3 protein-coding genes are annotated in these 14,413 nt (G+C 53.5%); 2 read left to right on the top strand and 1 reads right to left on the bottom strand.

The features are described from left to right. Position 1 precedes the first annotated feature (1 nt). Positions 2-1,390, top strand: a complete 1,389-nt coding sequence (locus tag ACQE2I_RS03930) for a TonB-dependent siderophore receptor (protein WP_427030179.1) — start codon at positions 2-4, stop codon at positions 1,388-1,390. Between the two features lie 171 nt (positions 1,391-1,561). Continuing rightward, complete coding sequence (locus ACQE2I_RS03925) at positions 1,562-2,434, top strand: ABC transporter substrate-binding protein (protein ID WP_427030178.1); 873 nt, start codon at positions 1,562-1,564, stop codon at positions 2,432-2,434. Between the two features lie 75 nt (positions 2,435-2,509). On the opposite strand, the gene ACQE2I_RS03920 is transcribed toward ACQE2I_RS03925, so the two are convergent. After that, positions 2,510-14,410, bottom strand: a complete 11,901-nt coding sequence (locus tag ACQE2I_RS03920; protein ID WP_427030177.1) for an amino acid adenylation domain-containing protein — start codon at positions 14,408-14,410, stop codon at positions 2,510-2,512. Positions 14,411-14,413: the final 3 nt, after the last annotated feature.

The raw sequence follows: 14,413 nt of genomic DNA, 5'->3' as shown, positions 1-14,413 counted from the left end.
CATGGCCTACCTGCAGCACGAGCCAAATCGTGGTTACTATGGTTGGACACCAGCCGACGGTACGGTGCGAGATTATAATGGCAGGAGGATCAGCAATAACTTCTTTGATGGCGAGCCAGGCGTCAATGGGTTCGAGCGTTATCAACGACTAATAGGTTACCAACTAGAACATCAGTTCAACGATCAGTGGCAAGCTCGACAGAACTTCCGCTACACCTCTTCGGATATTGATTATGACTCCATTTATTCCAGTAGTTACGTAGAGGATAGTAACCTGCTAAATCGACGCGCAGCGAGAGCCGATGAATCCATGCACGCCTACCATGTAGATAATCAGCTACAGGGGGATTTTACGACCGGGTCTCTTGAACATACGCTGCTGGCCGGTGTGGACTACCAGTACCAACGCAACTCGGGAGAATGGCAGTTCGGGGCGGCGTCTCCCCTGGACGCCTTCAACCCACAGTATGGAAACACACAAATCACATACGCAGCGCCCACTAATTTCATCAACAAGGTGGAGCAGACTGGGGTTTACTTGCAGGATCAGGTCAGCTTCAATCGCTGGCGTTTCAACCTGTCAGGGCGTCAGGATTGGGCTGACACCAGTACCGCCTATACCAACTTAGGCATGTCTTCTGAAAGCGACAATGAAAAATTCACTAGTCGTGCCAGTCTATTGTATGCTTTTGATAATGGTATTTCCCCTTACGTCAGTTACTCGGAATCATTTCAGGCAGCATCCGCCACAAGAACTGATGCCTCAGGAAACACATTAGATCCCAGCGAGGCCTCTCAGTACGAGACAGGTATCAAGTATCAACCCCCTGGCAGCAATGACCAATACACGGCCGCTTTATATCATTTAGAGCAGGAGAATGTTTCCGAAGCCATTCCTAACACATCATTCTATGAGTCTATCGGGAAAGTACGTTCGCGCGGCTTAGAACTCTCTGCCATCTTACGTCCCACTGAGCAGCTTTCGTTACTCGCCAACTACACATACACGGACATGGAGTACGTCGAGACCAACGATGAAACCCAAGGAAATACTCCTTATGCCGTGCCCCGTCATATGGCCTCTGCGTGGAGCAAATATGAATTCACGAAGGGGGCGTTAAACGGCCTTGGTATTGGCGCAGGTGTCCGCTACAACGATTCTACCTGGGGCGATGAGACCAATACATTTCAGGTAGACGGCTATACTCTGGTCGATGCCATGCTGGAATATGATCTGGGCGCGTTATCAAGCGACCTTGAAGGCATGGACTTGCAGATCAATGCCAACAACCTACTTGATAAAGAGTATACGTCCTCTTGCTCTAGCTTCAGGGTTTGTCATTTTGGCGAAGAGCGCAATGTGACAGCAACCGTCAGCTATCGTTGGTAGGTGCTTGTCCTATTGAGGAATTAAGAAAAAATATTCAGGCTACAATGAAAAATCGAGGTGCCTTTATACTCATAGGCATCTCGTTTTTTTTCATTTACCTCCCTATTATAATGACAGATTAAAAACCAAATTTTAACTTTCTATCTGCTAGTCAAGGTATACAAAGACGACATGACATCATCAGCATATAAAAATCTCATACTACCAATCTTGCTTATATTAATTTTATTATCTGCGGCTAATGCTGATGATCAGCAGCGCGATGTTACTTTTGACTATGCGGTGGCAGATACACTTAGTGCCTTACACCAACCACCCATTGCTTTAGCTGGCTTAGCACAATACAGACAATTATACCAAGAATACTTACTTCCTGATGCCTTTGACCTCGGACTTAGATTTCAACCCAACCTTGAATATCTTGCATCACTGAAACCTGATGACATAGTGATAGCACCACCAGCCCATTTGAACTTAGAAGACAAACTTTCCCGTATTGCTCATGTAATAAAAATACGGCCATTTATGAAAGGCCTGGATGTTTGGCTAAGCCTTGAACAATTGACCAGGGATGTGGGGGATCTGAACGGCGGGCAACAGCAGGCCGAAGCATTCATTGACTCTGTAGAAGCCAGAATGTCAGCGATTGCGGCACAGATTGGGAGGCCTGCAGAAACGCTATTGATTATCGAAATCCGAGACAACCAGCATGTACGTGTCTATGGGCCAGGGAGCCTGGAAGATGCAGCTTTGACACGACTTGGATTTGAAAATGCTTGGCAGGGGCCTACTAACAACTGGGGGTTCAGTACTCTTTCAGTTCGTGAAGCAATTGCATTGACAGGCCAAATCGTTGTTCTCCAGCCAGCTTATTCTCAAGACATATCTGGTTCAACATTACCAAAGTCAGGGTTATGGCAGCATTGGCTAGATGATACGTCGGTAAGTATGAAAAGAAACTATTGGCCATGGGGAGGCTTCCCTTCCATGCTCCGCTTTGCTGAATCTCTCAAAGAAGCACTACAAGCAGATACCCAAACTTAATCAAAGCGCGCTAAGCGTACCTAGCGCGCTACTGAAACCACCTTAGAGAGTTATAAACTCAAAAAATTATACTATTCAAAATAGGTTTTTCTCAACTTCGTACGAGTGTTGCCCAGCACTAACTCCTAACCGCTCCTCCAGTTGAGAGAGCAAGGCACTATCAGTAATGATTGAGAAATGATCATTGAGAGTCTCAATTGAGGTTTTCGGGACGCTATTCAACTGATCAGTCAGCGCCTGCTGTTCTTCCCAAGCTCTTCCCGCTTCCCACCAACAGTCCACTTCACAGTCTAACGCTGGCAAGGAATCAAGCCGCTGTGAGAGCAATTTCAGATAACGCGCCACACAAAATATCCGAGCAAGCGCGTCACTACCCAGTGCAGCATAACCCTCGCGACCATTTATATCGGATGATGCCATTGATCTCTCCAACTTAATGGCAATTTCCTCCTCACTCGGCTCTTTCGTGCCCTCTTCATTACTTTCGAATGCTTCAAGCAAAGCACCCGGCAGTATGACCGATGAGAAACTAACAAGATCTCGCTGCCAGCTATCCTCACGATGCAGACCACCACCCGGTATATAGGGATCTATCAAAGCCAGTTGACTCACATCTTGCTCAAGCCCTTCAAGTCGAGCCGCAATCATCGCAGCCAATGCCCCACCAAGAGACCATCCTAATAGCCGATAAGGCCCCACAGGCTGTATGCGACGTATTGTCTCCACATAGTCATCAGCCATCGCTTCAAGTGAGGAATCTCGATGCTGTGGCTCGGTCAACATTCGGCATGGCAGACCGTAAACCGTGCATACTCCGTGCAAGCGCCGGGCTAACGGCTGATAATCAAAAACTGTTCCCATTACAGCATGGATGCAGAATAGCGGTGGCTGGTTAGCACACTCGCCATTTAGCATGACAACCCCTTTGGGCAACGCCTCAGTGTTTTTCCTCACCCCCAGCAGATCAGCAATGGTCGGTTTCTGCATTAGGTCAAACAGCTTAAAGTTAAGCTGTGGTTCCTCTAAAACTTGTACTCGGCTCATCACTTGTAGGCTCAACAGAGAGTCTCCACCCAGCTCGAAGAAGTTGTCAGTTTCGCCGATCCGTTTAATGCCAAGCACTTCTTGCCATATCTCGGCTAGCTGTCGGGCTGCCCGCGTCGAGGGAGCGACATACTTGCGGTCTTCCTCAACATTAGGCTCAGGTAGTGCCTTGCGCTCCACTTTGCCGTTGGCATTTAGCGGCAGTGAATCGAGCATGACCACGACTCCTGGCACCATATAGTCAGGCAATCGTTGACCCAAACGCTCGCGTAGTATGGTGGTGTCGAGTTCAATGCCGACTTGGGGAACTACGTATGCCACTAGCCTCGAACCATTTAGGCCCTCTTGGGCGACCACCACCGTCTCACTAACCTCTGGCTGAGATAACAGTTCAGCTTCAATTTCTCCTAGCTCAATACGCAGGCCGCGGATCTTCACTTGGTGATCAAGGCGGCCCAGGTACTCGAGCTGGCCATCCTCCCGCCAGCGAACCAGATCGCCGGTACGGTAAAGACGGTCGCCTGCAGCAAACGGGTCGGCAACAAAACGCTCCGCCGTTAAATCACTTCGATTGAGATATCCACGGGCCAGACTTACCCCGCCCAGGTATAACTCACCCGCTACACCCTGAGGGACGAGGGTGAGCTTATCATCTAATACATAGGTGCGGGTGCCACTGATGGGACGTCCAATGGGTATTTGACGTTGAGTGTCACCACGACACCACCAGTGAGTGACATGAATCGTGGTTTCGGTAGGGCCATAAAGATCGTGAAGGTTGGCACCATCAAGGCATTCAGCCACATCCTGCTGCAGCGTGGCTGGAACGGCCTCGCCACCACACATAATATGTTTGAGCCGCGTCTTGACATTAACATCGGGATATGCAAGGAAGGCCTTGAGCATTGAGGGCACAAAGTTGAGCGTGGTAACGCCGTGCCGCTGGATCAGCTCAATGATGCGCTCTGGATCTCGATGATCACCTGGCTGAGCTACCACTAGGCGAACCCCGACACTCAATGGCCAGAAAATCTCCCATACTGAAACGTCAAAACCGAAAGGTGCCTTGTGTAGTACGGCATCCGTATCGTTGAGCTGATAGGTTTGCTGCATCCAGACCATGCAATTAGTTAAGGAATCATGGCGGATGGCCGCACCTTTAGGCTTCCCAGTAGAGCCCGAGGTGTAAATCACATAGGCTAGATGCTCGCCGTGCAGCTCCACCTCCGGGTTAGTTGACGCATGATGCGCCACATCCAGCCGGTCCAGTTCAATAACATTCAGCCCATCGGTCACCGGCAACAACTCGCGCAAGTGTTGCTGGGTGATCAGCAATTCTATACCGCTATCTTCGGCTATGTAGGCCAAACGTTCGGAGGGATAATCAGGATCCAGCGGCACATAAGCACCACCCGCTTTGAGAATACCCAACAGCCCCACCACCATTTCGATGGAGCGTTCCATAGCGATGCCCACGCGGGTTTCGGAACGCACGCCCATACCGATCAAGTAATTGGCTAAACGGTTGGCACGGGTATTGAGTTCGGCGAAGCTAAGAGATGTGTTTTCGAATACTAGCGCCGTGGCCTCTGGGATTACCGCAGCTTGGCGCTCAATCAAGTGGTGAATAGGTGGAGTATCGGGTATCTGGTCTGAGCTTTCTCCCCATTCGTTTAACAGATACTTCTCGTCCTCCCCTAGCAACGTGATGTTGCTCACAGCTTGTTGCGGTGCCGTTTTTAGGCTCTCTATGATACCTGCAATGGATGTGCACAAGTAGTCGCACAGCCGCTGAGCACTGATCAAGCGGCTGGTCTGCCCAACCAGTTGGAAGCCTTCGCCAAGATCATCGACTGACATCACAATTGGGTAGTTGGTACGACCTCTATTGCCTAATGCCTCCATACCGTCCCACGCCCGGCTAGTTGCATCTTCCTTCTCTGGAGCACTGTAACGATAGTTCAGCAAGGTTGAGAACAGTGGTGATCCTCCACCTACTCCGCTGCATCGCTGTGCTAGTCCGAGACTAGCATGCTCGTGGTTCAACAATTCGGCCAACTCACTATGGGTCTGGCGTAAACAGTCGGCCACACTGTTAGTACCTAGTCTAATACGAATAGGTAAAGTGTTAATGAACATCCCAAGTGCTCTTTCGGCGCCCTCAATACCTTGCATACGGCCAAATAGTAGAGTGCCGAACACCACATCGTCCCGCCCCGTCGTTTTACTCAGCACGTGCGCCCAGGCTAGGTGAAATAGGGTAGCGGTACTGACACCATGTCGCTGTGCCTGCTGTCGAACTTGTTGGGCCAGTTCTTCTGTCAGTGGTAGGCGAATCTCCTCAATACCACTGCCATCGCCGCGTACATCCAGTAATCCGAATGGAGCAGTAGGCTCGTCCACATCACCCAGCTTCTCTCTAAAGAAAGCCTCATGCTCTACCGGACTCACCCCCAACCTTGCCTGTGCTACGAAGTTTCGGAATGGCAGCGGCTTGGGTAACTCGCCTTCTCGTCCTTGCTGGATTAGGGCAATCTCGTCCACTAGCAGATCAAGTGTGGTGTGATCCAGTACCAGGTGGTGGCTGGGCAGTTGCAGCAGCCATCGCCCTTGCTCAGCATCTTGTGCCGCAATAGCTCGCACCATCGGCGCCTGGCGTACATCAATGCGATAGTGTTCAGGATCCACATAGGCGTTTAGTCGTTCGGAAACGCTGCACGAAACACCGGTTTCTTCCAGTTCCAGCCACTCCACCTCTAGTGAGGCGTGCCGGTGCACCACTTGTACTGGTTCATGAAGCCCTTCCCAGAGCACTGCAGTGCGCAGAATATCGTGACGGGCAATAAGTTGATTGAAACCAGCGACGAACTGCTCAAGCCGTTCCTGGCTATCAAAACCAAGTAAGCAAGGGAGTACATACGTGTCCCCCTCTTCCTGTAATCGGTGATGGAACAGGATACCCTCCTGCAACGGTGCCAGAGGGTAGATGTCCTGGATATTGATCGCTCCGCTTGGCACTGCATCTTCTATGCGACTGATTTCATCAGTATCCAAATCGATCAGTGTCAGCATGTCCGGCTGGATCGACTGACAATGCTCTGGAATCCTGTTGGGCGGTACAACCAGTTTTTTCCTATCAGGCTCTAGGGACAGTGCCTTGGCGAAGGCCGCCAATTCGGGCGACTGGAACAGCGTTCGTACTTGAGACTCAAGGCCTCGAACCCGCATACGCTCGAGCACACTCAGTGCCAACAGCGAGTGCCCCCCTAGCTCGAAGAAGTTGTCGTGACGCCCTACCCGCTCGACACCCAGCACCTCGCTCCAAATCGCCGCTAGCGTCTCTTCCGTCTCACCTTGGGGTGGCTCATATTGCGCGCTACTGGCGAAGTCGGGCTCGGGCAATGCTTTGCGATCCACCTTGCCGTTGGGCGTTAGTGGCAAGGCATCGAGCATCATCACCACACTTGGCACCATATAGTCCGGCAATACCTGCCCCAGACGTTCGCGTAGCTCAGCCGTATCGATCGATTCATGTGGCTGGGCAACGGCATAAGCCACTAACCTAGCTCCTCCTGGCCCTTCCTGAGCCACCACTACCGAATCACGGATTTCTTCGAACTCCACCAACCAGGACTCGATCTCACCGAGTTCGAGGCGCTGCCCCCGGATCTTGACCTGTTGATCGGTGCGCCCGATGTATTCAAGCGCCCCATCGGTGCGATAGCGGGCCAGATCGCCTGTCCGGTAAAGCCGCTCCCCAGGCACATCGGCAAACGGGTTGGGCACGAAGCGCTCCGACGTAAGCTGCGGCTGGTTCAGGTAACCCCGCCCAACACCGACACCGGCGACATATAGTTCGCCACTCACCCCCGTTGGTAGTGGGTTCAGCTGGTTGTCGAGAACGATTAGCTGGGTGTTATCGGCCGGTTTGCCGATCGGCACCACGGCTACGTGTTCGTCATCGTCGCTACGCAGTAAGTGCAGGGATACGTCATCGGCACATTCTGCAGGGCCATAGGCATTGACCAATGGGATCGCTGGATAGCGTGTAAACCATTGGCGCACTAGTTCATACGTTGAGGCTTCGCCCGTGGGCAGCAACCAGCGCAGTGCTGGCAGGTCGACTGAGGTAGTATTCAACATTCCCTGGATCAGTGCGGGTACGCTTTGCAGTACCGTGACGCCGTTGTCGCGCACATAAAGGAGCAATGCACTGGGGTCGCGTGCAATCTCATCAGGCACGATCTCGATGCTGGCGCCACACAACAGTCCCGCCAACGTTTGCCAGACGGAGATATCGAAACTCAGCGCTGCGGTCTGGGCAATGACATCGCTGGCCGACAGATCCAGGTAGGGAATCTTACTCAACTGGTTGTTGAGCATGCCACGGTGACTGACCACTACGCCCTTGGGTTCACCGGTTGAACCGGAGGTATAGATGATATAGGCGGCCTGATCAGGGTGAGCCGTTACAGCGGCATCCCCCTCTAGTCTTTCCGCCGTGACGAGATCCTCGAACACTATCATCCGCGGCGGGTTGGGCATGGATTCAAGCACAGTTTCGAGGCGCAGTGTTTGCTCAGCAGTGGCAACCAGAACCGATGCATGGCTTGACGTCAGCATATTGGCGATACGCTGATCAGGAAGTCGGGTATCCAGCGCCAGATACGCACCGCCAGACTTGAACGTACCCAGAATCATGCTTGGCAACGCTAGGCCGCGCTCGGCATACAGGGCTACGACATTATCCTTCTTCACCCCTGCTTGCCGCAGTGCTTGGGCAATGCGATTGGAGGTGTCCTCTAGCTGATCATAAGTGAGTGTGTCTCCCTGATGGCGAACGGCAACTTGGCGTGGATGCTTTCGTACCTGCTCACGGAACAGGTCGATATAACCTCGCTCAAAGGAATAAGCAACCGACTGCCCTCTACATTGCGTCCGCTGTGTTTCCATCTCATTAACAGGCAATACGTCCAATTCATGATAGGGAGCATCAGGCCTGTCAATAATGTGCAAGAGAATTTGACGGAAGCCCGAGAGCAGCCTCTCGACCTCGGAGTCGTCAAACTTTCGGGCGTCGTAGGAGAGCTGCAGCATCAATTGCTCGCCAGGCACAACCACTACGGTCAAGGGATAATTGGTGTGGGTGCGGCTGCCCTTGATAGACACATGAAGATCATGAATTTTCTCCGTTATGCTGGCATCTATCGGCGCATTTTCGAATACAAAGAGGCTATCGAATAGACTGCGTCCTTGTGACTGCTCTCCCAACGATTGAATTTCGACTAACGGTAGATGCTCGTATTGACGCATCTCCAGGTTTTTCGCCAATAGCCCATGCAACCAATCAAGGACAGATGTTTGCGGCGAAGGGGCTGACACACGCAGAGGGATTGTGTTGATAAACAGCCCCATCGTCTCCTGTATGCCCTCCAGTTCTAGCGGGCGCCCAGCCACTGTCACGCCGAATAGGATGTCATCCACCTGGGAAAGCCGTCCTAACAGCAGTGCCCATGCCCCTTGTACGATCGTATTGACAGTCAATTGATGCTGTCGGGCAACGTTTTGTAGCTCTGCACTCTCATCGTGGGAGAGAGAAGAGAATACATCAGCCACCGTGGCAACACTGTCGTGCGAACCGTGCGGCTTAAGATAAGGAATCGGCGTTATCTCATCGAAACCTTCAAGCTCATGTTGCCAATAGTTGCGTAGCACATTGGCATCCTGCTGCTGCAACCAAGCGATAAAATCACGATACGGCCTTGGTTGCGTCAGCTCATGACTCGTACCTAGACGATAGGCATCGTAGTAGTGGAAAAAATCGCTGAGCAACAGGGAGCGGCACCAGGCATCCATCAGAATATGGTGGAAACTCTGTACGACGTAGAACAGGTTCTCCGCCAGTTGAATAAGGCGTACCTTTAGCAATGGTGGCCGTTCCAGGTCGAAGCCATCATCAAGCTCCTGACGCAATAACACCGCCAAGCGCCGATCGGCCTCATCCTCATCAATACCGCGCCAATCGATATATTCCACAGGTGAAGGAATTTGCCGATACACCACCTGCAACTGTATCTCTTCGGTTTGCCATACGAACCCTGTACGTAGAACCTCATACCGTTCTCCGACTCGCTGCCAGGCTTTCTCGAAAGCATTGACGTCGATAGGCGAAGCAAACCGGTAGCGATCCTGCATCATGTACATACCAGCGCCTGGATTGAGCAGGGTATGCAATAGCAGCCCTTGCTGCATCGGCGCCAACGGGTAGATGTCCTCAACATTGGCGACATCCAATCGCAAGCCGTCAAGCTGCCCTTGACTCAGCCCCGCCAGCGGGAAGTCCGAAGGCGTCGCGCCACGAACGCCACTAGCACAGTGCTCAATCAATGCCTCTAGTTGCGCTTGGAAGCTTACTTGCAAGGCATGTATCGCTGCCTCGCTGTGAATCTCACGACTGTAATTCCAGTCGAAGCGCAGTTGGCCCCCTTGAACCCAGGCCACCACCTCAATCCAGGTACGGCGCTTGCTTTGCGGCGCGCGAGTCTGCCCTGCATTCTCTTTGGCAAGCCGCCAAACCCCATCGCCCTGTAGAGAACGATCCAACTGGCCTAGATAATTGAAGGTGACCTGGGGGTAGGCACCGCCGACCAGCGCAGGCTCCTCTTTCAAATAGCGCAGCACGCCGTAGCCGAGCCCCTTGTCGGGCACCTGGCGAAGCTGCTCCTTGATGGCTTTGAGGCTCGAGCCCGGTTCGGTACTACCCGGCGCCAAACTCACCGGGTAGAGCGAGGTGAACCAACCCACGCTGCGACTGAGATCGACACCGTCGAACAGGTCTTCGCGACCATGGCCTTCCAGCTCGATCAATACACTATCTCGCTCCGCCCACTGGCACAGGGCGCTCGATAGTGCAGTGAGGAGCAGGTCATCTACCTGGGTACGATAGGCTTTATGCACCGGCCCCAGCAGTTGCGTGGTGGCCTCGGTAGGCAAGCTGCCAACGAGCGATGCGGTATCGGCGACGGTGTTGCTGCCATGGGGATTCCGTGCCGGTAGGCTGGGCTCTGGCGCTGTGACGAGACTTTCCCAATAGGAGCATTGCTCAGCCAAAGCCTCCGATTTGACATAGTCGGCCAGGGCACGCGCCCACTCATCTAGCGAGGTGGTTGCCGGTGGTAGGTCGACTGTCTTTCCTGCATTTAACTGCGCGTAGGCCGTTTGCAGGTCGTCGAGGATCACGCGCCACGAGACGCCGTCCACCACCAGGTGGTGAGCCACTAGCAGCAATCGTCCGCCGCGCTCGCCTCCCAGTGCCATCCAGATGGCACGGAACGGCCGCTCCAGGCTTAGGCTGTGTTGCGCAGTGCCGGCGGCCTGGGTGATGGCCTGCGCCAGATCTGCATGGTCGCTCAGGTCGAGGTGCTCGAAGAGATCACCAGCTAGCTTGCCATAGGCTTGTTGCCAGCTATCACCAACACGCTCAAAGCACAGCCGCAAGGCACCATGGTGATCTACCACTGCCTCAATCGCACGCCGTAACAGTGCGGCATCTACACCACTGACCGCTTCCAGCATCAACGACTGATTCCAGTGGTGTGGCTCGGAGAAGTCCTGCTCGAAGAACCAGCGCTGTACCGGCAGCAGTGCGAAGGGGGCGACCTTATCTGGTACAGCCACTTGTTTAGGGTTGGTAGCCGCCAAAGGCGTGGCCATCGCCGCCACTGCGGCAATAGTCTGCCCTTCCATCAACTGCTTGGGCGTTACCTTGTAGCCACGCTTACGCGAGCGCGCGACGATCTGCAAGCTGAGGATGGAGTCGCCACCCAACTCGAAGAAGTTGTCGTTACGCCCCACCTGCTCGCAGCCGATCACGTCGGCCCAAACCGCCGCCAACGTCTCCTCTACTTCTCCCTGGGGCGCCTCGAAGGCTTTACCACTACCGGCGTGCACGGGCTCGGGTAACGCCTTGCGATCCAGCTTGCCATTGGCGGTTAGCGGTAAGGCATCCAGCCGTACCATGGCGCTGGGCAGCATATAGTCCGGCATGCGCTCGCCAAGCTGCGCGAGTAACGCGGCGTCATCGATGTCGCTTCCGGCTGCCATAACCACGTAGGCGAACAGTTGCGCACGGCCTTCCTCGTTTTCCCGCGCTACCACTTCGGCCTCCGCGATGCACGGTTGATCGCGCAGCAGGGTAGCGATTTCGCTCGGTTCAACCCGATAGCCGCGAATTTTCACCTGATCATCCACACGGCCAAGGAACTCCAGGCTACCGTCGGCCAGTTGGCGCACACGGTCACCGCTGCGATAGAGCCGTTCCCCCGCATGGAAGGGACTGGCGACGAAGCGTTCCGCCGTTTGCCCCAGGCGCTGTAGATAGCCTTGAGCCAGTCCTGGGCCACCCAAGTAGAGCTCGCCGGCAACACCCTTCGGTACCGGATTAAGCCAGGGATCCAGCACCCAGGCCTGAGCATTGGCCAGCGGTGTGCCGATAGGCAGTGTGCTGGCAGCTCGATCGGCTATGTCAGCTTGCTGGGTGAGAATACCTACCGTGGTTTCCGTAGGCCCGTAGTGATTAAGCACTTGGCAGGTTGGCTTAAGCTCGGCGATACGTTCCAGTAGCGCCCAGTCGGTCGCTTCGCCGCCCAGAATCAGGTGCTCGTGAGGAAGCACGTCAGCCGGAGTTGCAGCACTCAGCAGTGCCCGCAGGTGGCTGGGCACAATCTTGAGCACATCCACCTGCTGTTCCCGCATATAAGCCGCAAAGGCATCCGGGTCGAAAGCGCACTCGGGGGAAATGAGGTCCAAGGTGCGGCCGGTGCACAAGGCACCAAACAACACCGTATGCCCCAGATCCGCCGCCACCGTCGACACCATAGCCAGGTTGCGGGCATCCTCTGGTAGCGCCAGCGCCTCCAGAACGCCCTGCACATAATTGGCCAGAGCACCGTGACTCACCGCCACCCCCTTGGGCTTGCCCGTGGAGCCAGAGGTATAGATCACATAGGCGGTCTGCTGGGGATGGATGTCGGGCAGTTTGTGTTCTACTGCAGACGGAATATCATCGGCAAACGCCAGTTCCATTACCGGAACGTCACCGCTCCAGTCGCAAGCCATGCTGCTCAGCATTAAGCGAGCGCCACTGTCAGTCAGTTGATAGGCCAAACGGTCCGTAGGTAGTTGCGGATCCAGCGGTACAAACGCCCCGCCCGCTTTGAGTACGGCGAGAATGCCGAGCACGTACTCGCACGAACGCTCAGCGTGAATGGCAACGCGTACTTCAGGGCCGACTCCCTGTGCCATTAACTCTGCCGCTAACCGTTGGGCCTGAGCATCCAAGCTGGCATAGGTGGCTGCATTATCCGGTTCATCTTGCATCGCAAGTTGTTGGGAGTGCTCTTCGACGGCTCGATCCCAAAGCTCTATAACGCTCCCAGAAGTGAATGTAGTTGTATTTCCTTCAAGCACCGAAGTGGGGGCGGGGATTTCGAGCAATGCCAATGGCGTACTCGGCGTTTTCAGCACTTGCTCAGCCAGGCTTTGTAGTGCTTCGGCGAATCTCTTGACTGTTGTTTCGTCGAACAGTGCCGCCGCATAGGCGAATACACAGCGAATACCATCAGTGGTATCGGTAAAGTCAAAGCTCAGATCGAAGTGCGCATCACCGCCGCTTAGTCCTTCAAGATATACCTTTAAGTCACCTACTGCCTTTTCCCTCTCCAGCTCTTTCTGTTGGGTGCACTTGACCTGAAATAGCGGATGTACTCCAGGTTGGCGCTCAGGCTGTAACGCTTCTACCAGAGTATCGAAAGGAATATCCTGGTAGTCCTGTGCATCAAGCACGGTTTCTTTAACGGCGCCTAATAAGCTGGTAAACCCCTTGGTAGGCTCTAATAAGGTTCTCAGCACTTGAATATTGAGCAGGTAACCAATCAAACCATGTGTTTCAGCTTTGTTCCGATTAGCACTGGGAGAGCCTATACGTATGTCGCTTTGTCCACTGAAACGATGTAGCGTCAGCTTTAAAAGTGACAGCATCACCATATACAGTGAAGCGCCATGCTCACGGGTTAGCTGATGAATACCATGGCTCACCTCTTGAGATAATTGAACATGACACTGACCGACTTTCGATGTCGCCTGTGAGCCTCTTGGACGATCCAAAGGAAGCTCGATAGGCGTGTGCGAGCCCCCCAGGCGCTGGCGCCAATGGTTTAGCTGCCGCTCCATTTCGCCAGCCTCGAACCAACTTCGTTGCCAAACAGCATAATCACCAAACTGAATGGGTAACGAAGGTAATGCAGCATTGCGCTGTTGGATTCGGGCTTCGTAAAACTCGAACAACTCATTGATGAGCAACTGAATCGACCAACCGTCACAAGCGATATGGTGCAATACAATGGCAACTGCATGATGGTTAGTATCTAACTGGTAGATTGCCATGCGGAATGACGGCTCAACATCAATCGCAAACGGGCGCTGAGAGAACTCGCCAATGAGGCGCTGTAGCTCTTTTTCCTGCTCTAACTCGGTATATTGCTGTAAATCATCGTGTAATACGGGAACACGCCAGTCATTGAGAACCTCCTGGAGAGGTTCTCCCTCACTGCTCTGAGGGTATATCGTGCGGAGTACTTCATGGCGCGTCACAAGGTCATTCACACTCGACTCGAATGCAGCAACATCCAGTGGGCCTTGCAAATAAAACACACCTGGCATGTTGTAAGCCGGGCTTGCCGGATCAAGCTGCCATGTCAACCATAAGCTACGCTGCGAATATGACAACGGAAGTTGCTCAGCTCGGTTAACGGGCACGATAGGAAGCTCACGAAAATCAATGCCACTACTTCTCAGCTTATTCAGAAAACTTCGCTGCGCATCAACCTGTAATTCTGCAAAACGTTGAGCAATCTTTCTTTCGTCCAATTCCATGCC

The organism is Halomonas sp. H2 (assembly GCF_050215315.1).
Lineage (GTDB): Bacteria > Pseudomonadota > Gammaproteobacteria > Pseudomonadales > Halomonadaceae > Vreelandella.
The sequence above is the reverse complement of the archived record's forward strand: the minus strand, read 5'-3'. Positions and strand labels throughout refer to the sequence as shown.

Excerpts from the sequence above, each read along its gene's own strand:
- ACQE2I_RS03920 (WP_427030177.1), bottom strand. The coding sequence starts at position 14,410 with ATGGAATTGGACGAAAGAAAGATTGCTCAACGTTTTGCAGAATTACAG.
- ACQE2I_RS03930 (WP_427030179.1), top strand. The coding sequence starts at position 2 with ATGGCCTACCTGCAGCACGAGCCAAATCGTGGTTACTATGGTTGGACA.
- ACQE2I_RS03925 (WP_427030178.1), top strand. The coding sequence starts at position 1,562 with ATGACATCATCAGCATATAAAAATCTCATACTACCAATCTTGCTTATA.